We start from the raw sequence: 19,255 nt of genomic DNA, 5'->3' as shown, positions 1-19,255 counted from the left end.
GGGGGGAAATTTGCCGGACGCACTCATCAGCCTGCCTGACGTGCAGCCTCGTTGGCGCGGGGCGCGCTCCCGGCGCAGCTTGCAAGGCCTGCTCCTCGCCGGTGCCGGAGCCGCCGTCCTTGCCCTGGTGCCAGCCCCGGTGCTCGCCCAGGCGCTGCCGATCACGCCGCCCAACCGCAGCGACCTTGTCCCGCCCGACCAGCGCGCGCCCGAGCGCAACGTCACGCTGACGGTCGACGGCGATTTCGAACGCGCGCCCTGCGCCCTCGACCGGCCCGACTTCGCGGACATCCGCTTCACCGTCCAAGGCGCCGCCTTCGCCGGGCTCGACCGGGTTCCGGGCCTTTCGCTCGAAGAGGCCTATGCCGGATATGTCGGGCGCGAGCTGCCGGTCTCGGTGCTGTGCGACATCCGCGCCGAGGCCAATGCCCTGCTGCGCGGGAAAGGATATCTCGCGACGGTCGAGATCCCCGAGCAGAGCCTTGCCGACGGTATCCCCGATTTCAACGTGGTGTTCGGGCGCCTGACCTCGGTCCGGGTGCGCGGCGATGCCGGCCCCTCGGAGCGCGTGGTGGCGGGCTACCTCGAGAAGCTCACCGCCGCCGACGTCTTCAACATCGAGGAGGCCGAACGCTACCTTCTGCTCGCCGACGACCTGCCGGGCATGGACGTGCGCCTCTCGCTGCGCCCGGCGGCCGGCGGCGCGCCGGGTGATCTGGTTGGCGAAATCGCGGTGATCCGGCGGCGCGGGATGCTCGATCTCAACCTCCAGAACCTCGGTTCGCGGGCGATCGGCCGCTATGGCGGGGTGCTGCGCGGCGAGCTTTACGATCTCACCGGCCTCGGAGACCGCACTTCGGTCGCCCTGTTCAGCACGCTCGATTTCGCCGAACAGCAGACGGTGCAACTCGCGCACGATTTTCGCGTCGGGAGCGAAGGGCTGCGGCTGGGCGGACAGGTGACCTGGAGTTCGGTCAATCCGTCGGTCGGCCTCGCCGGGATCTCGGTGGATTCGGAGACCTGGTTCGCCAGCATCAATGCCAGCTACCCGCTGATGCGCACCCGGCGCACCAGCGTGTGGGCCGCAGCAGGGTTCGACTACATCGACCAGGACGTCTCGCTCAACGGCTTCGGCCTCACGCGCGACCGGGTGCGGATGGCCTATGCCCGGCTCTCGGGCGATGTCACCGACCGTGGTTCGGTGCTGCGCGCCGGGGGCTATTCGCCCTACGAGCCGAAGTTCCGGCTCGATTACGGGATCGAGGTGCGACAGGGCTTCGACGTGATCGACGCGAGTCCCGATTGCCGGCCCAACCTGCTCGGGTGCCTGTTCGGCGGAGCCACCCCGCCGAGCCGGATCGAGGCCGATCCCACGCCCCTGCTGCTGCGGCTCAACACGGGGATCGAGTACCGGCCCGACCCGCTGCTGACCTTCGCGCTCGACACGCAGGCGCAGATCACCGGCGACCCGCTGCCCGCCTTCGAGGAAATCGCTGCCGGCAATTTCTCGATCGGGCGCGGCTATGATCCGGGCGCGGTGCTGGGGGATTCGGGCGTGCTGTCCTCCTTCGAGATCCGCTATGGCTCGCTCGCGCCTGCCGACATGAACGGCTGGGCCTTCCAGCCTTACGTCTTCAGCGACGTCGCCTTCGTCTGGAACGAGGATCCCAGCCGCAAGCCGACCAACCCCGACAGGCTGTGGTCTGCCGGCGGCGGGCTCAGGGTGGCGTGGGGGCCGGGGCTGCAGGGCGACTTCATGGTCGCCGTCCCGCTCGAACGCCCCGATCTCGCGCCCACCAAGGGCGATTTGCGCTTCCTGTTTTCGTTGACTGCCCGTCTGCTGCCCTGGAGATTCTGACATGAGCCACGCTGCACTCAAGCGTTCGCGCCTGCTGGTCGGCTGCGGGAGCGCGGCGCTCGCGCTCGGTCTGCTGCTCGGGCCTGCACCCGCGGCGGCGCAGGGTATCCTGGCGGAACCGGCCGTGGTCCTCGGCAATGCCTCGATCGAGAACACCAGTCCGACCGATACCGTCATCGAGGTCCGCAGCCCGACGGTCGTGATCGACTGGACGCCGAACGAAGACCAGTTCGGCAATGCGCTGGACTTCCTGCGCGCCGGGGCAACGGCGACCTTCTTGAACCCGCAGGGGCCCCAGATGGCGGTCCTCAACCGCATCCTGCCCAGCACCAACGGCAATATCGCCGTGATCGACGGCGCGGTTATCGGCCGGATCACCACCGCGGCCGGGCCGACCCCCGGCGGCACCATCGCCTTCTATTCGCCCACCGGCTTGCTGATCGGCGGCACCGCCACATTCGATGTCGGCAGCCTGCTGCTGACGACGCTCGATGCCACCGACACCGGCTTCCAGGACTTCGCCGAGCAGGGCGCCAACCTCACCCTCACCGGCGCGCAAGGGTCGACCGCGCGGATCTCGATCGCCGCAGGTGCACAGATCACCGCGACGCCGGAGAATGCCTTCTTCGCTGTGGTCGCCGCCGACGTCGAGATGCGCGGCATCGCGCGGATCAACGGCAGCCATGCCTATGTCGCGGGCGAGGTGGTCAATCTCACCTTCTCGAATGGGCTGTTCGACATCTCGGTGCCGGTCGGTACGGCAGCGGCGGGCGAGGTGGTGACGCTCGACGGCACGGTGGGCGGGCCCTCGAGCACCGGCAACGTCAACGACAACCACATGATCTACGCCGTGGCGCGCGCCTCGGCGGACCCGATCAGGATGCTGTTCAGCGGTAATCTCGGCTTCGATCCGGCACAGAGTGCGGGCGTGGTCAATGGCGAGATCATCCTCTCGGCCAATTACAACGTGTCCGGCCGGACGGTGAACGGCGGCTCCATCGCCGACGGCGCCAACGCGACCTTCGCCGGCAACGCGGCGCTGACCAACGTGCGCGCCGACATCGATGTCCGTGACTTCACCGCCTCCAGTCGGCTGCTGGCGATCGGCACCCATTCGGTGCGGGCCGCCGCGATCGGGGCGGCGAGTTCGGTGGCGGGCAATCTCCAGCTCGTCTCCCGCGAGCGAGCGGAGCTTATCGCCGCCAACGGCCGAAACATGACCGTCACGGGCGAGACGCTGGTCGATACGCGGGCCTATGGCCTCGTCGGTTCGATCGTGCAGGGCCCCAACGCGATCGACGCCGAGGCCGGCATATCGCGGATCGAGGCGCTTACCGGCGGGACCGTTACGCTCAATAACCGGGTTCTCGTCACCGCCGATGCGCAGGCCGGGGCAAATGCCGTGTTTCGGGTCGCCGGGCGGGCGCTGGCGGGGCAGGCGGAGGTCGCGGCCACCGGCGGCACGATCAACATCGCCGGCGAGACGACCATCAGCGCGCGGGCTTTCGGCACCAATGTCGGCGGCATCCTGACCGGCGCCGACGCCCGCGGCGGGCTGGCGCGGCTGTTCGCGTCGCTGGGCGGGCAGGTCACGATCGGCCAAAACCTGCTGGTCACGGCAGCGGCCGTTGCCGCGCAGAGCGACCTTGCCAACCCCTCGACTGTCTCCAACAGCTTCGGCGGCAATGCGACAATCCGCGCCTTCGTCGGCGGAGGCACGATCAATGTCGGCGGCACAACGCTGCTGGACGCCAATGCCTTCGCGGGCGCCGCCAACGCGGTCGGCGGCGGCGCGCTTGCCGACGCGGGCGAGGCGACCGTGTCGATCGAGGGGCCGAGCACGGTGGTGTTCGGCAGCAATCTCGAACTGTCGGCCAATGCTTTCGGCGGCAACAACGGCAACGGGCAGGGCGGGCAGGCGCGCGGAGGGGCCTCGCGCCTGCTGGTCGCCGGCACCGGCGCCTCGGTCACCGTCAACGGTAATTTCGCTGCGACCGCGCGGGCGGAGGCCGGGAACGGGACAAGCGGCGGCGACGGCTTCGGCGGCATCGCCGGCGCGAATGCCTTTGTCGGCACGATCGACATCAACGGTTCGGCTCTGGCCAATGCCGAGGCATTCGGCGGGGCGGCGAATTTCGGGTTCGGGGGCAATGGCGGGCTGGGGCGGGGGGGCAACGCCTTCTTCCAGGCCGACGGCACCCTCACCGAGGCCGCGCGCGTCACCATCACCGGCAATGCTGCGGCCTTCGCCAACGGGACGGGGGGCGCAGGCGGTGCCACCGACGCCGTGCTCGGCACGCCGGCCGGACGCGGCGGGGACGGGATCGGCGGGCAGTTCACCGTGCCCAACCAGGCCGATCCGAACCGCAACAGCGGCGCCTTCATTCTCGCGGGGGGCGACAACGGGACGATCGAGGTCGGCGGCGATGCGCACGCTGCGGCGACCGGTTTCGGCGGGCGTGGCGGCGACGGCACGAGCGTGCTCGCGGGCGGGCTGGGCGGCAACGGGTTCGGCGGGCTGGCGCAGGTCGGGCTCGCCCTGCTGGGCCAGAACGGCTCGCTCGGCCAGGGCATCGCGCGCTTTGCCAACCTGCGCGCGGAAGCCGACGGGTTCGGCGGTTCGGGCGGTTTCTCGCTCAACGACTTCCCCACCGGCCTGGGGGGTAACGGGACGGGCGGCAGCGCGCTGTTGACCGTGCGCGCGGGTGACGTGACCGCGAGCCAGATCGAGCTGCGCGCGGTCGGCACGGGCGGCGACGGCGTGGGAGCCGGCTCGGGCACCGGCGGCACGGCCTCGGTGCTGGGCTCGCTGGGCGGCACCCTGACGGCGAGCGGGCTCAACATCCTTGCCGGCGGCGTCGGCGGGGCGGCGGTTCTCGGCGGCGCAGGCGGCAACGGCTTCGGCGGCCGCGCCGCGATCGAGGGCGACGGGATCACCGTCACCGTCAACGGCAATGCGCTGATCGATGCCACCGCAACCGGCGGCGCAGCCGAGCTTGGCGCGGGCGGCAACGGCACCGGCGGACAGGCCCTGATCGCCACGGTCACGCCGGCCAATGGCGGCACGGTGACGATCACCGGCCATGCCCAGGTCTTCGCCAACGGCGACGGCGGCGCCACTGCCGGCGCCTTCGCGGGCGGCACGGGCACCGGCGGCCTCGCCTATGTCGATGCGCTGGGCGGCGGCGTGATCACGCTCGGGTCCGCGCAGGTCCATGCGGTCGGACGCGGCGGCGTGTCGCAGATCCACGAGGGCGGCGACGGCATCGGTGGCACCGTCCGGCTCAATGCCGGCGGCACGGGCAGCCGGTTGACCATCCAGAACAACGTGCCGGGCGGCTTCGGCAACGCGTTCGGCGGGCTGACGCTCGCCAATGCCAACGGCCTCGGGGCGGTGACCGTCGGCGGCGACGGGATCGGCGGCCTCGGGCGCGGCGGGACACTCGACCTGATCGCCGCGCAGGGCGGCACGCTCACCCTGCCGGTCGGCACGCCGACCTCCTACTTCGCCCGCGGCTTCGGCGGCAATTCCTCGGCGCAAGGTGGCACGGGCGGCGCCGCGTTCGGCGGCACGGCGGCGATCACCGTCGACGGCGGGACGATGGTCGCGGGCACCGCGACCCTTTCGGCCTTCGCCCAAGCCGGAAACTCGGCCGATGCCACCCGCGACATCACCGGCGGGAATGCGACCGGCGGCACCCGGAGGATCCGCGTGATCAACGGCGGCACGCTGTCGATGGAGGGCAATGGCGGCGGCGCGGGCGGTCAGGGCGGCAATGGTTCTGGCACCGGCAACGGCGGCGATGCCCTGGCCGGATCGGTGCTGATGGAAATCATCGACTCCACCGCCAACCTTGCAGGCAACTTCATCCTCTTCAACCAGTCCGCAGGCGGCAATGGCCAGCGCGGCGGGAATGCGAGCGGCGGGACGATCTTCCTCAACGCCACCAACGCACAGATCAATCTCGCGCCGGGCGCGTCGGGGCCGGGGGTGCTCACGCTCAGCAACGCGATGCAGGGCGGTCAGGGCGTCATCGCCGGCGGAAACGCGGTGGGCGGGACAGTCACCGCCACCATCACCGGAACGCAGATCGGCGGGGGACGGCTCGACTTCACCCAGACCGCGACCGGTGGCAATGCCGTGGCGGCGACCGGCACCGGCGGCAACGCGAACGGCGCGACGCTCTCCGCGACCTTCACCAATTCGACGCTCAATCTTGCGGGCGAGGTGATCTTCTCGGCCGATGCGCGCGGCGGGGTCGGCGGCACGGCGGGCACGGGCGGAACGGCGACGGGGGGCACGGCGGACATCAGCCTCGTCGGCACGACGGCCAACATCGTCGCCGACCAGCAGGGCAATCCGGGCATCCTGCGGGTGCGGGCGCAGGCCAATGGCGGCACCGCCGGGCAGACCGGCAACGCCACCGGGGGGCGTGCGCTCCTCCGTCTCGACGCGGCCACTCTGACGGCGAGTGCGATCGATATCGACGCCCGGGCGCTGGCCAACACCGCCGCGTCCGACCAGCTTGCCGGGGCCGCATCGGGCGGCGAGGCGCTGCTCAACCTTGCCGGCCTCACGCAGGTGACGGCGGGGCAGTTGCAGGTCACTGGCCTTGCCGAAACCTCGCAGGCCGGCAGTGCGGCCGGCGGGAGGGCCGCGATCGAGGCGCTGACCGGCAGTGCCGCAACTCTCAACATCGCCCAGATCACCGCATCTGCCGATGCCATCACCGGCGCCAACGCCACCGGCGGCATTGCCGGCACGACCTTGGGCGGTCAGGCCCTCGTCAGTGCGAGCGGCGGCAATCTCACCATCACCGGCGATGTCCAGGTTACGGCGCGCGGGGTGGGCGCGGCCTTCAGCGACGTCGTGACCGGGGCTGCGGCGCGCGGCGGCAATGCCCAGCTGAGGGCCCTGCAGGGCGGCAACGTCACTCTCAACGGCAACATCACCCTCGATGCCAGCGCGACCGGATCGCGCGGTTCGCTGACCAGCCCCTCGAGCGCCTCCAACGCCTTCGGCGGCAATGCCCTGATGCTCGTGCTGGCAAGCGGCGGATCTCTGACGATCAACGGCAATGCCACGGCCAACGCCGGCGCGCGCGGCGGCAGTTCGAACAATGCCGGGGCGGGATCGCTGGCCGATGCCGGGGTGGCGGTCGCCAATGTCGAGGCCGCGGGCACGATTGACGTGACCGGCTTCCTCACGCTCGACGCCCGGGCGCAGGGCGGTGAGAATGCGGGCGGCACCGGCGGGGTGGCGCTGGGCGGTCGGGCTTCGACGACCACGTTCGGCGGCGGGACGATCCGGCTGGGCAGGCTCAATGCCGACTCCCTTGCGGTGGGCGGCAATGGCCGCACAGGCGGCAACGCCTTCGGCGGGATCGCCGGAGCGAACGCGATCCTCGGTGAAATCGCCATCAACGGCCGGGCCTTCGCGGGGTCCGAGGGCGTCGGCGGCAGCGCCACCTACGGCGTCGGCGGCACGGGCGGGCTCGGTCGCGGCGGCAATTCCTTCTTCCAGGCCGACGGCAACCAGACCCAGACCGCGCGGCTTTCGATCACCGGCGATGCCATCGCCTTCGCGCAGGGCGTGGGCGGCAATGGCGGCAACGGGGATGCAGTTACCGCGGGCGGGCGCGGTGGCGACGGGTTCGGCGGCGGACAGGGCAATGTCGCCAACCAGGCCGATCCGGCCTTCGGCAGCGGAGCCTTCATCCTCGCAGGCGGCGACAACGGGACGATCATTATCGGCGGCGAGGCGGTCGCGGTCGGCACGGCGGCAGGCGGGCGCGGCGGCAATGGCGGCCCGGGCACGGCGGGCGGTCGCGGCGGTGATGCGTTCGGCGGCCTCGCGCAGGCGGGGCTTGCGCTTCTGGGAGGGACCGGCGCGGTGGGCCTCGGTTCGGCGCAGTTCAACCGGCTGCTGGCCCAGACCGACGCCTTTGCCGGCAATGGCGGGATCGCCAGTCTGGCGGCCCAGAACGGCGACGGCGGCAACGGCACCGCAGGCACTTCGGTGCTGACGGTCCGGGCGGGCAATGTCAGCGCCAGCACGGTCGAGATCGCGGCATCGGGCTTCGGCGGACGCGGCGCCACCGGCGGCGATGGTAGGGGCGGCTTTGCGGGCGTCTTCGGCAGCCTCAACGGCACCCTCTCGCTCGGGCAGTTGCAGGTGATCGCCAACGGGTTCGGCGAGGACAGCAACGGCATAGGCAACGGCGGCAACGGGCGCGGCGGCGAAGCCTTCCTCGATTTCTCCTCGATGCAGACCACCATCACCGGCGATGTGCTGGTCGAGGCGAGCGGGTTCGGCGACGCGGCCACGGTCGGCATCGGCGGCAACGGCATCGGCGGCACGGCGCGGGTCGGCACGCTCGGCACCGGCGCGGGCAACGGCACCATCGCCGGCAACACCCGCATCTTTGCCAATGGCGCGGGCGGCGTGGCGCCGACCGGCGGATCGGGCTTCGGCGGCCTTGCCGAGGCGGTCGCGCGCAACGGCAGCCTGTCGCGCTTCGGCTCGCTCCAGGTCACCGCAAGCGGCGAGGGTGCCACCGCGAACCAGGGCGGGAACGGCACGGGCGGCACCGCGAACCTGCTCGCCAGCGGTGCGGGCAGCCAGCTCGTCGTGCTGCGCAACACGCCCGGCGGCGTGGGCACGCCCCTCAACGAGGCCGCGATCCTCGCCGCGATCGGACGCGGCGGCAACACCACCGGCGGCAATGGCATCGGCGGCACCGGCACCGGCGGGACCATCCAGGTCACCGCACAGGGCGGCGGCACGGTCGCCCTTCCGGCCCAGCCCTTCAACGACCCGGGCACGATCGGCTTCAACCGCCTGTTCGCGCGCGGCTATGGCGGCGGCTCCTCGGTCGAGGGCGGCGCGGGCGGCACCGGCGCGGGCGGGAATGCGCGGCTGGTGGTCGACGGCGGCACGCTGAGCATGGGCGAGACCGTGCTCTCCGCCTTCGGTCTGGGCGGCTCCTCGCTCGATCCTTCCCGCAACATCGCGGGCGGCGCCGGGTTCGGCGGCGAGCGGCTGGTGCGCGTCATCAACGGCGGCGTCGCCAATCTCAACCTGATCGGCGGGGTCTCGGGCGGGCAGGGCGGCAACGGCTCGGGCACGGGCGACGGCGGCAACGCGACCGGGGGCACGGGGCTGATCGAGGTCACCAACGCCACGCTCAACATCACCGGCGAGCTATCCGTGGTCGACCAGTCGACCGGCGGCAACGGCCAGCGCGGCGGCAATGCCGTGGGCAACGGGCCGAACGGCGGCCTGCGCTTCATCGCGACCGGCGCCACGATCAACGTCACGCCCAATGCCAGTGGCGCAGGCGGGATCTTCATGGGCGGCGTCACCGCTGGCGGCCAGGGCGTGGTGGCGGGCGGCAGCGCCTCGGCACCGGACGTCACCCTCACCCTCGCCAACACGCAGATCAACGGCGGCACCATCCGCCTCGAACCGCTCGCGCAGGGCGGCGCCGCCAGCGCCGCGACCGGCATCGGCGGCGCGGCGAGCGCGGGGCTCGTCAGCGTCATCTTTTCGGGTTCGAACCTGTCGCTGGCCGGCGAGGTCATCGTCCAGTCCGACGCGAGAGGCGGCGCGGGCGGGGCAGATGGCCAGGGCGGATCGGCCAGCGCGGGCGCGGCGGACCTGACCCTCGCCGGCAGCACGCTAGCTATCGGCGCGAGCGCGACCGGCCAGCCGGGCACGCTCAGGGTGTTCTCGCGCGCAACCGGCGGTCTCGGCGGCATCGTCGGCAATGCCACGAGCGACCGCGCGATCCTGAACCTGGTGGGCGGTTCGCTCAACGCTGGCGAGATTTTCCTCGCCGCGAGCGCCACCGCAGCAGGCGGCACCGGGCAGACGGGCGGGACGGCCACCGGCGGCGAGGCGCTCATCGCGCTTGCGGGCAGCAGCACGCTCGCCGCGTCGCGGATCGAGATCGCGGGCAACGGGGTGACCTCGGCGGGCGGCACGGCGCAGGGCGGCCTCGCGGCCCTGAGCCTCGCCAGCGGCGGGACGCCGACCGTCAATGCCGCACAGCTGCGGATGGAGGCCGATGCCACCGGCGGCACGCCGGGCGGCCTGGCCAACATCGCGGGCCGGTTCTCGGTCAGCGTCGACGGCGGCAACGTCAATCTCGGCAGCCTCACGGCCCGGGCGAACGGCGACGGCGTAGCCGGCGATGTCTCCTCCTCGGAACTGGTGGCGGCGGGCGGCAATCTGAACGTCGCCGACAACCTGTTCGCCTACACCATCGACAATCTCCTCATCAGGAGCGGGTCGGGCGGTGTCATCGGCGGAACCGTGGCCTCCGGGAGCACCACGGCGATCCAGCTCGACGCCGGGAAATCGATCGAGATCAGGGGCGACGGCAGCACGACCGGCGGACTCGGCGGGCAGTCGATCAGCCTCCTGGCGGGACGCTCGATCGTGGTGAACGGCAACATCGCTTCGCGCAACGGCCCCATCACGCTGACCGCCAACCACGGCGGCGGGCAGGCGCTGGCCCAGCCCGGCGCCTCGGTCATCACCATGACGCAGAGCGGCCGTATCGACGCGGGCACCGGCACGGTCACGATGCGCCTGCTCGACGGCGGGGGCGATCCGCAGCGGACCAGCGGAGCGATCCAGCTCGCCGGGATCTCCGCGGGCCGGATCGACGTGCGCAACCAGGGCACCAGCCCCGGCAGCGACATCCGCGTCCTGGCCGGCGGCGTGCTCACCGCGTCGGGCACCGGCCGGGCGATCGACCTCGCCTCGCTCTCCGGCGAGGTCGTCAATCTCGCGGGTGATGCGGGGCTCGTGCTGACGGGCGGCGGGCATTACGGCATCTTCGCCGCCACCCCGACCGGATCGCAGATCGGCAGCTTCGCCAACTACGCCCGGCGCTACAACGTCGCGGACGCGGCGGCCTACGACGTGCTCAACCCCGGGGGCAACTTCGCCGCCTTCCGCTTCGCGCCGGTGCTCACCGTCACCGCCAACAACGCCACGCGCGTCTATGGCAATGCCAATCCGGCGTTCACGGCGAGCTTCACAGGGTTCCTGCCCGGCGACGGGATCGCGAACATCTCCGGCACGCCGCAGTTCGGCACCTCCGCCACGGTGACCTCGAATATCGGGACCTTCGCGATCACCGCCGCGCTGGGATCGCTGCTGAGCGAGCAGGGCTACCAGTTCACCTTCGCACCCGGCGTGCTCACCATCACCCCGCGCCCGATCACCGTGACGGCGAACAACCTGTCGCGGGTCTATGGCAACGCCAATCCGGCGCTGACCTTCACCGTCGGCGGCGACGGCCTCGCCAACGGCGACCAGCTGGTGGGCGCTCTGGTGACGTCGGCCGGAGCGACGACGGGTGTCGGCATCGTCCCGATCACCCAGGGCACGCTGGCGGCGAGCGCGAATTACGTGCTGACCTTCGTCGCCGGCCAGCTGACGATCACGCCGCGTCCGCTGACGATCACCGCGGCCAACCAGTCCAAGCTGTTCGGCCAGCCCGATCCGGCCCTGACCTTCGCTCTCGGCGGAGACGGCCTCGTCAACGGCGACCAGCTGACCGGCGCGCTGGCGCGCGATCCGGGCGAAGGGCTCGGCGGCTACGCGATCCGGCAGGGCACTCTCACCGCAGGGTCGAACTACGCGATCACCTTCGGGCAGGGCGAGTTCACGATCAAGCCGCCGCCGGCGCCGCCCGAACTCTCCAACCCGACCGTGATCGATTCCATCGCCGCAGGCTCCGACCCGGTGACCGCGAGCGAGGCGGAAGAGGAGGAACGCTTCGGCATGGACTTCCCCGAACAGCCCGATGCGCCGCTGATCTCGGAAGACCCGCTGCTCGACGATCCGGTCTCCAGCGGGGGGGATGCCTCGCTCTATGCGGGCGGCAGCGCGCCGCGCCCTGCCGGCGGGGAGAAGTGACATGAGCGGGACCCCCGGAACGATCCGCAGGACCCTCGCCGCTGCGGCCATGATCGGCCTCGCCGCAGTGCTGGCCGCAGCCCCCGGAGCAGCGCGCCCGCAGAAGGAGACGAGCCTCGCCCTGCGCGACACCTTCCCGATCGGCTCCAACGGGCTGTGCGAGGCCCAGATCCTCGCGCCCGAGCCGGGTGCCGGACTGTTCGACCGTCGCTACTCGATCATCTGCCGCGATGCCGCATTGCCGGTCGGCACGCTGTGGGTGGTCAAGGCCCGCGATGGCGGCGAGACCGGCCCCCGGCGTTTTGCCGGGGCCGATGCGACCTGCAATCCGGGCCGCGAGGGCGGGGGCGAGGTGCCGGGCCTGTCGGGCATGCAGCGGCTCGCCTGCGCGCGCGAGGGCAGCATCATCCGCAACGACCTGCTGATCGGCACCCGCGGCGGGCGCACCTATGCCGCAAGCGGGCTCGGGGCCTATGCCAAGGCGCTCGAACTCGGGCTAGCCTCGCTTGCCAACGACAAGGTCATGCCCGGCACGGTCGAGATCCCGCTGACCAGCGCGACCGACGATCTCGCCTTCGCCCGCCAGCAGGCCGAGGCGATCGCGGCCGACCAGGCGCTGGTCGAAGCCTATCGCCGCAGCAACGCCGGCAATTTCGCCGAGGCGGCGGAATTCTTCGCGGTGTCATCGGCGGCGCTCGCAGGGACGGACGCGGCCGAGGCGCGCCTCAATTCCGCGCTCCAGCAATCCAATCTCGGCAACTTCGCCGAGGCGCGCCGCCTGTTCGCCGCTGTCCGCAGGGACAGTGCGACAAGCCCCGTGCTCGCCCGCCTTCTGCGCAACTACGAGGCGATGGACGCGCTCAACCAGCGCAGGCCCGCGGCCGCGCTCGCGATCCTCGAGGCGCCCGTCGGCGCCAGCTTCACCGAGGCCGAGGACCTGCGCCAGCTGCGCCTCGGCCGTCCGCTCGCCAACCAGCTCGCCAGCGAAAACGAGCGCATCACCGGGGCCTTCAGCTCCACGCTCACCCCGGTCGAGCGGGCGCGGCTGCTCGACGGGCAGCACGCCTATCTCAAGGCCGCGACGCTGCGCCTGGTCGGGCGCGCGGGCGAGGCCGAGGCGCTGCTGCGCGAGGCCGAGGCGACGCTCGGTGCGGTGCGCGGCGGGCGGGTGGTGTCGGTCGCATGGCTGCGGGCGCAGATCCTCGGCGAACTGGCAGAGGTGGCCGAGACCTCAGGCCGCGCCGGGGAGGCCGAGAGCCTCCACCTTGCGGCGATCGGGCTGCTCGAGACCGTCTACCCCGGCTCGCCCGCGCTCGGCAGCGCCCGCGCGCAGCTCGCCGGGCTCTATGCCCGCAGCGGGCGGCGCGAGGACGCGCTGGGGATCTACCGAGCGATCATCGCCGATGCCGAAGGGCGCGCGCTGCCCTCGCTCAGGAGCGTGATGACGCCCTATTTCGCGCTGCTCACCGAAGGTGCCGCCGCCGATGACGCCGCTGCCGTCGATCTTTTCGCCGCCAGCCAGCTGCTCCAGCGCCCCGGTCTTGCCCAGACCCAGGCCGCCCTCGCGCGCGAGCTTTCGGAAGGCTCGGACGAGGCGGCCCAGCTGTTCCGCACCGCCACCAATCTCGGACGCGGGATCGAGCAGCTGCGGGTTTCGCTGATCGAGGCCGAGAACCAGCCCGAAGCCGGCACCCGCCTTGCCGCCCAGATCGCCGATCGCCGCGCGCGGCTGGCCCAGTTGCAGGAGCAGCAGGCCGAGGTGCTCGGGCGCCTAGCCGCCTATCCGCGGTACCGCGCGGTCACCGACAGCGCGATCACGCTGGGCGAGCTCCAGGCGATCCTCGGCGAGGGCGAGGCCTATGCCAAGCTCGTGACGCTCGATGCCGATGCCTATGTCGTCTACGCCACCCGCGAGGCGGCGCGGGTGTGGCGGGTCGATGCGACCCCGAAGCAGCTCGATGCGCTGGTGACCGGGATCCGCGAGAGCATCGCCGTGGTCGAGGGCGGACAGGTGCTGACCTATCCCTTCGACATCGTGCGTGCCCGCGAGCTCTATGTCCGCCTGTTCGGCCCCGTCGCCGAGGAGCTGCCGCAGGTCCGCCATCTCGTCTTCGAGCCCGACGGCGCGCTGCTGAAGCTGCCGGTCAACCTGCTCGTCACCGACGATGCCAGCGTTGCCGCCTATCAGGCACGCATGAAGCAGAAGAACGCCGACGAATACGACTTCCGCGGCACGAAATGGCTGGGGCGCGGCACGCAGGTGAGCACCTCGGTCGCCGCCGCGGCCTTCCGCGACGTGCGCCGCAGCCGCCCCTCGGACGGCAAGCGCGCCTATCTCGGGCTCGGCGAGAACGCGCCGATCGGCGATGCAACCCCGGGGGCCGCGCGCACCCGGGCGGCGCTCGAGGGCGGCGACAAGTGCACCTGGTCGCCCGCGATCTGGGCCAACCCGATCAAGGCCGACGAACTGCGCGAGGCGGCCTCCCGCTTCGGTGCGGGCGCGCAGGTCCTTACCGGCGAGGCCTTCACCGACAGCGCGATCCGCACCTTGGACGACCTCGCCGAATACCGGATCCTGCACTTCGCCACCCACGGCCTCGTCACCGCGCCCCAGCCCGAATGTCCGCCGCGCCCGGCGCTGCTGACCAGTTTCGGCGCCGATGCCGGCGAGGAGGGGGGATCGGACGGCCTGCTCAGCTTCGCCGAGATCTTCGGCCTCAGGATCGATGCCGACCTCGTGATCCTCTCGGCCTGCGACACCGCCGGCAGCGCCACCGTCGGCGCAACCCGCGAGGCGGGGGTGACGAGCGGCGGCGAATTCGCGCTCGACGGGCTGGTGCGCGCTTTCGTCGGCGCGGGCGGACGCACCGTGCTGGCGAGCCACTGGCCGGTGCCGGACGATTTCGACGCGACCGGGCGGCTGGTCTCCGGGCTGTTCGCCGAGGATGGTCGTGCCACCGCCGAGGCGCTCAAGGCCTCGCAGGTGTCGCTGATGGACGATGCCGAAACCTCCCATCCCTTCTACTGGTCGGCCTTCGCCGTCGTCGGCGACGGCGCGGCGCGCCTCGCGCGCTGAGCGCGGGCGGGCGGTCGCGGCATGGCGAGCGAGGACACCGGGTCCGCCGTCAGGCTCGGCTGGATCGCGCGCGGCTGGCGCAACGTGCGCGAGGCGGGCGGGGTGCAGCTCCTCGCGACGCTGGCGGTGCTCGCCGCGGCGCTGTTCATCGCCCGCTTCAGCTGGGTCCTGCCCGGCGGCGAGCCGACCCCGCTGACCAGCGAGGCCGAGCGCGCCTTCTATGACCTGCGCGCCTACTACGCCGCAGACCTCACCCCGCAGGACCCACGCATCGTGCTGGTGGTCTATACAGACCAGACCCTGATCAACGCCCGCAAGCGATCGCCGCTCGACCGCGGGATGCTGGCGCGCACCCTGCGCAATCTCGACACGATGGGCGCCAAGGCGATCGGGATCGACATCCTGTTCGACCAGCCGCAGGACGAGGACGAGGATCTCGTCGCCGCGCTGCGCGGGATGCAGACCCCGGTCGGGGTGGCCTATGCCAACCTCGCCACCAACCGCGACGACATCGTCTACGAGCAGCAGCAATATCTCGAGGCGTTCCAGGCCCGGCTCGAGGGCAGCCGCGCGCGGCCCGCCAGCATCCGGCTTGACAACACCTTCGGCGCGACCCGGGTGTGGCCGACCATCGTGCCCGGCCTGCCGCCGCTGCTGGGGCGGGCGATGCTCGCCGATGCGGGCGAGGCCGCACCGGCCTTCGCGGGGTATCAGGGCGCGATCGACTACCGCCGGGCGCAGTTCGTCGACGAGCCGCTGTTCGCCTCGCTCCAGATCGATCTCCTCGCCGATCCCGACCCGGAGGTGCTGCCCTTCCTCGCCGAGCAGATCAGGGGCAAATACGTCCTGATCGGCGGCGACATCGTCGATTACGACCGGGTCGAGACGACCTTCACCTCGATCAACGGCGAAGTGCCCGCAGGGATCGCGGTCCATGCCGAGATCATCGCCCAGATGCTCGACAACCGGATGCTCGCCCCGATCCCGCCCTGGGTGCTGTGGGCGATGGCGGTGCTGGTGGTGCTGTCGGCGGCGCTGACGGCGCTGCTCGAATGGCCCGCGCGGCGGCTCGCCCCGCTGCTGGCGCTGCTGCTGGTGGTCTTCATCGGGGTCCCGATCGTGCTGCAGTTCCGCAATGTCGATACCTACGGATTGCCCGCCTTCGGCTGGCTGGTGGGCTGGATCATGGCCTTCACCGCCGTCACCGCCGCTGCGCGTGCCTCGGGGGCGGTGCAGCGCAACTTCGCGACCGGCGCGCTCGGCAAGTACATCCCGCGCGACATCGCCCAGGCGATCATCGACAGGCCCGAGCTGCTCAGCCTCGGCGGGGAGAAGCGCGCGATCTTCGTGCTGTTCAGCGATCTCGAGGGCTTCACCAAGATGAGCCACGCGATCCCGCCGGAAATGGTGGCGAAGCTGCTCAACCGCTATCTCGACCTCCTCAGCCAGGTGGTGCTCGACCACGGCGGGGTGATCGACAAGTTCGTGGGCGATGCGGTGGTGGCCTTCTGGGGCGCGCCGATCAGCCGCCCCGACGACGGCGAGCGGGCGGCGCGGGCGGGCTACGCCATGTGGCAGGCGGGCGAGGCCTTCCGCGCCGAGGTGGCGGCGATGGACGCAGGCCTCCCGCCGATCGGCAAGACCCGCGTGGGGCTCCACTACGGGGAGGCGGTGATCGGCAATTTCGGCGGGGCGACCCGCATCCAGTATACTGCGCTGGGCGACTCGATGAACACCGCCGCACGGCTCGAGGCGGCCAACAAGGCGCTGGATTCGGCCGTCATGGCGAGCCGCGAATTCGCCGAGGCCTCGGGGCTGGGCTGGTGGCGCGAAATGGGCCGCGTGGTCCTGCGCGGCCGGGCACGCCCGGTCGACCTGTTCGAGCCCGCGCCGGGGTTTCCGGACGAAGACCGCGCCCGCCTCAGCGAAGCGAGCGCGCTGGCCGCGAGCGATCCCGCCGCCGCCCTGCGCCTCGCCGAGGCGGTCGCGGCGCGCCACCCGGACGATACAGCGCTTGGCAATCTTGTCCGGCGCATGGCAGCATTGCACGAAGGAGGAACCTATGTTCTCGGATAGACTGAAGGCCCGGATCGGCGCGCTCGCGCTGGCGGGTGCGGCGCTTGCCCTGCCGGTGGCGGCGATGGCCGGGGTGGTGGTGAAATCCACCGGCCCCTCTGCCACCCGTTATCCGGTCGGCACCAAGCTCGATGACGACGCCTCGATCACGCTCAAGGCCGGCGATGTGGTGACCGTGCTCACCGCCGACGGCACGCGCGTCATCCGGGGGGCGGGCACGTTCCGCGTCGGCGACCGCCCCAAGGTCGCGGCCGACCGCTTCGCCTCGCTCACCCGCAAGCGTGCCGCCACGCGCGTGCGCACCGGGGCGGTGCGCGGCGAGGCGGAGGAGAACCCGACCAATCCGAGCCTGTGGTATGTCGATGTCACCCGTTCGGGCACGATCTGCCTCTACGACCTTGCGACCGTGCGCCTGTGGCGGCCCGGGACCGAGGGGACAAGCACCTATGCCATCGCCGACCACGCCGGCACCGCGCAGGCCGAGGTCACCTTCGACGACACGGTGACGGTCGCCGCGCTCGATCCGGCGCGCCTGCCGGTCACCGAGCAGGGCCATTACATGATCACCGCCCCCGACGGCTCGACCACTGCCCATGTCAACTTCGTGCTGCTGGCGGAGGATTACGAAGCACCCGACGCGCTCGCCGAGGCGCTGATCGCGAAGGGGTGCTCGGTGCAGCTCGAGGCGCTGGCAGCGAGCCTCGAGGCTTCGGCGCCGGACGGGGAAGGCTGAGCGCGACGACGGTCTTTGCCCTTGCATCGCGCCGCCAAGCTTGTGACAAGAGGCAGGGGTCGGCCTGACGGGGGAATCGGCGAACGGACGGCATTTTCGTGACGCAGGACTACAAGCATGGCGCGGGCGCGCGGTGCTAGGTTGGCCGACAGTCGAAACCGTTCGGTCTGCAGACATCTCGGGGGGGATGGGATGAGGCGATTTTGGGCGATGTGTGTCGCGGGCGTGCCGGCAAGGCGCGCTGCCTTGCGGGCTGCGGCGGTGCTGGCGCTCGCGGCGCTCTATCCCGCGTCCGGCGCGATCGGGAACGGCACCTACGAAGGCGTGGCAAGCTGCGCGGGATCGACCTGCCACGGGCGGGCCGAGGGCAACGGCGCGGTCGTCCGGCAGGACGAGATCGCGACCTGGCAGGAACCCTCCTCGCCCTCCGGCGCGCACAGCCGGGCCTACGCGGTGCTCGGCGGGCGGCGCGGCCAGCAGATCGCCGCGAGCCTCGGGCTCGGCAATGCCCAGAGCGCGCCCGCCTGCCTCGGCTGCCATTCGACCTATGCGCCTGCGGGCCAGCGCGGGGCCAAGTTCACCCTGACCGACGGGGTCGGCTGCGAAAGCTGCCACGGGGCCTCGGGCGGCACCTGGCTGGCGGAGCACTATGCCCTGCCGGCCACCCATGCCTCGAACGTCGCTGCGGGCCTGACTCCGCTGGATAATCCCAAGGCGCGGGCGGGCGTGTGCCTCGATTGCCATTACGGGTCGGCCAAGCCGGGCCAGTTCGTCACCCACGCGATGATGGCCGCGGGCCACCCGCGCGTGTCCTTCGAGCTCGACCTGTTCAGCGCCCTCCAGCAGCACCACACCATCGACGCCGACTACACCCGCCGCAAGTCCGCACCGAGCGGGCTGCGCTTCTGGGCGGTGGGGCAGGCCGAGGCGGTGCGGCGCGCAGGGCAACTCTTCGCCCAGCCGAAATTCGCCTTCGAGGGCGCCTTCCCGCAGTTCTATTTCTACGACTGCCATTCGTGCCACCGCCCGATCACCGATGGCCCGCAGCGCAAGCTCACCTTCGAGACCAACCCCGCGCGTCCCATTCCCTTCGGCAACCCGCCCTTCAACGACGAGAACATCATCATGCTCCAGGCCGTGGCCGGTGCGCTGGTGCCGGGCGAGGCGGGGGGCTTCGAGGCAGCCGCGCGCGAATTCCACCGGGCGATGGGGCAGGGCCCCGCCGAGGCCCGCGCGGCTGCGCAGGCGTTGTCGGTTCGTGCGGGGGTGCTTGCCGATGCATTGTCGGCCCGTTCCTATGCCGATGCCGACGCTTTCCGGGTGATCGCGATCATCGCGGGCGAGGCCACGGCGCCGCGCTTCACCGACTATGCCGGTTCGGTGCAGGCGGTGATGGCGGTCGACACGCTGCTCAATTCCCTCGTGCGCGAGGGGCGGGTGACGCAGGGCGCGGCGGCCGGCATCCGCGGCGACATCGCCCGCGCCTACAAGGCGGTCGAGGCGCCCGAAGCCTATCGCCCCGCCGATTTCCGCGCCGCGCTGAAGGCGGCCGCCGGCGCGATCGGCAGGCTCTCCTGA

General features: G+C 71.7%; 6 protein-coding genes. All 6 read left to right on the top strand.

The features are described 5' to 3' along the window. Positions 1-79: 79 nt before the first annotated feature. On the top strand, positions 80-1,858 hold the full coding sequence (locus ACMX37_RS12025) for a ShlB/FhaC/HecB family hemolysin secretion/activation protein (RefSeq protein WP_483146150.1): 1,779 nt from the start codon (positions 80-82) through the stop codon (positions 1,856-1,858). Between the two features lies 1 nt (position 1,859). Next, positions 1,860-11,792 carry a beta strand repeat-containing protein gene (locus tag ACMX37_RS12020; protein ID WP_483146149.1) on the top strand — a complete coding sequence of 3,311 codons (9,933 nt, stop codon included), beginning with the start codon at positions 1,860-1,862 and terminating at the stop codon, positions 11,790-11,792. Between the two features lies 1 nt (position 11,793). Next, entirely contained in the window at positions 11,794-14,868 is a 3,075-nt protein-coding gene (locus ACMX37_RS12015) for a CHAT domain-containing protein (protein WP_483146148.1), read from the top strand. A 21-nt stretch (positions 14,869-14,889) separates the two neighbouring features. After that, positions 14,890-16,944, top strand: coding sequence for a CHASE2 domain-containing protein (locus ACMX37_RS12010; protein WP_483146147.1), 2,055 nt, complete (start codon positions 14,890-14,892; stop codon positions 16,942-16,944). Continuing rightward, positions 16,931-17,677: a hypothetical protein gene (locus ACMX37_RS12005; protein ID WP_483146146.1), complete on the top strand. Its 747-nt coding sequence runs from the start codon at positions 16,931-16,933 to the stop codon at positions 17,675-17,677. The genes ACMX37_RS12010 and ACMX37_RS12005 overlap by 14 nt, the downstream gene beginning before the upstream one ends. A gap of 210 nt (positions 17,678-17,887) precedes the next feature. Then, a complete protein-coding gene (locus ACMX37_RS12000; RefSeq protein WP_483148406.1) occupies positions 17,888-19,255 on the top strand; it encodes a multiheme c-type cytochrome in 1,368 nt (455 codons plus the stop codon).

This window comes from Porphyrobacter sp. THAI-01a (assembly GCF_056868655.1).
Note: the sequence above shows the minus strand (reverse complement) of the source record. Positions and strands in the feature narration are given on the sequence as shown.